The sequence below is a fragment of the Staphylococcus sp. HMSC65H10 genome (assembly GCF_001839185.1).
In the GTDB taxonomy this organism is placed as follows: domain Bacteria; phylum Bacillota; class Bacilli; order Staphylococcales; family Staphylococcaceae; genus Staphylococcus; species Staphylococcus simulans.
In genome coordinates, this window is record NZ_KV840300.1 from 1 (window position 1) to 1,737 (window position 1,737).

The 1,737-nt window shown below is 30.9% G+C and carries 1 protein-coding gene; it reads left to right on the forward strand.

Annotated elements, in window-relative coordinates; translation table 11 throughout:
- Positions 1-1,737 (forward strand): SdrD B-like domain-containing protein (locus HMPREF3270_RS00120; RefSeq protein ID WP_176746698.1); only part of this gene is annotated, 1,737 nt, incomplete at both ends.

Here is a 1,737-nt window from a genome sequence, read left to right on the forward strand (position 1 = left end):
CAAAAGAAGATAATACAGAAACATTATCAGAAGAACTTTCACCGAAAACTGAAATAACAACAAGTAATCCTAGTGCTGTGATTGATGCAATTGAAAGTGCAGATACAACAGTCGACAAAAAGGAAGCATTAATAAGTTATATTGCAGAAGTTAATAATAGACCAAAATCAGATGTACAGTCACAAGTTGACAACTTGAATTTAGATTATAATAACTTAAATAAAACTGATCTATTAGGAGCATTAGCACAAGATTATTCTGATCGAAAAGAAGCAGTAACAACTTATGGAGTTGCACCTACATCTAAGACTTCTCCGATAACAAAAAGTTCTATAACAACATTTGCTAATGAAGCCCCAAGCACAAATGTTAATGATAAAGTTAAGGTTACAAATGCTAGACTGACCCTTAATAAGAAAAATAATCAACATGATGATTATACAATTTGGCCGACAAGTAATGAACAATTCAGATTATCAGCTGATTATGAATTAGATAATAGTATTAAAGAAGGTGACACATTTACTATAAGATACGGTAAGTACATCAGACCCGGTGCTTTGGAACTTCCAGCTAAAAATACACAATTACGTAGTAAAGAAGGTTCAATTGTAGCAAATGGTGTTTATGATGAAACTACAAATACAACAACATATACTTTTACTAATTACGTAGATCAATATCAAAATATCACAGGTAGCTTTAATCTTTTAGCAACACCAAAGAGAGAAACAGCGACTAAAGATCAACAATCTTATCCTATGGATGTTACTATTGCTAATCAAGAAGTTAGAGAAAATTTTGTGGTAGATTATGGTAATAAAGAAAATCATCTTACAAATGCAGCAGTAGCAAATGTTGATAATGTGAATAACAAACATAATGAAGTTGTTTATTTAAATCAGCCTGGTAATAGAATCTATGATGCAAAATACTTTTCGACAGTTGAAAACGGTAAATTTATATCTAATGAAGTGAAAATATATGAAGTGTTGGATAATAGTGTATTAATAGATAGTTTTAACCCAGATTTAAATGGTAATGCAGTCAAAGATGTGACTAGTCAATTTAAACCTAAATATAGCTTTAATAATACTAGATTAGATATAGATCTTAATCGTAGTAACATGAACAAAGGGAAACGTTACATTATTACTCAGTCAGTTAGACCATCTGGTACTGGGAATGTTATTACTAATTATGAGTTAACACAATATGGTAACAAAGCATCAAGATATCCAACAGGTACTAAAAGTACAATAGTAAGTTATATCAATGGTTCTTCAACAGCACAAGGTGATAATCCAACTTACAGCCTGGGAGACTATGTATGGTTAGATAAAAATAAAGATGGAATCCAAGATGATAACGAAAAAGGTATTGAAGGCGTTTATGTCATTCTTAAAGATAGTAACAATAAAGAGTTGCAACGCGTAACAACTGATGAGTCAGGACATTATCAATTTGATAACTTGCAAAACGGAACATACAATGTTGAATTTGTTATTCCTAATAATTATACACCTTCCCCATCAAATACAAGTGATAATGATGCTATTGATTCAGATGGTCAAAAAGATGGTAATAAAAATGTAGTAGTAGCAAAAGGTATTATTGATAATGCTGATAATATGACTGTTGATACTGGATTCTATGAAACACCTAAATATAGTCTTGGAGACTACGTGTGGGAAGATACAAATAAAGATGGAATTCAAGATAATGATGAAAAAGGCA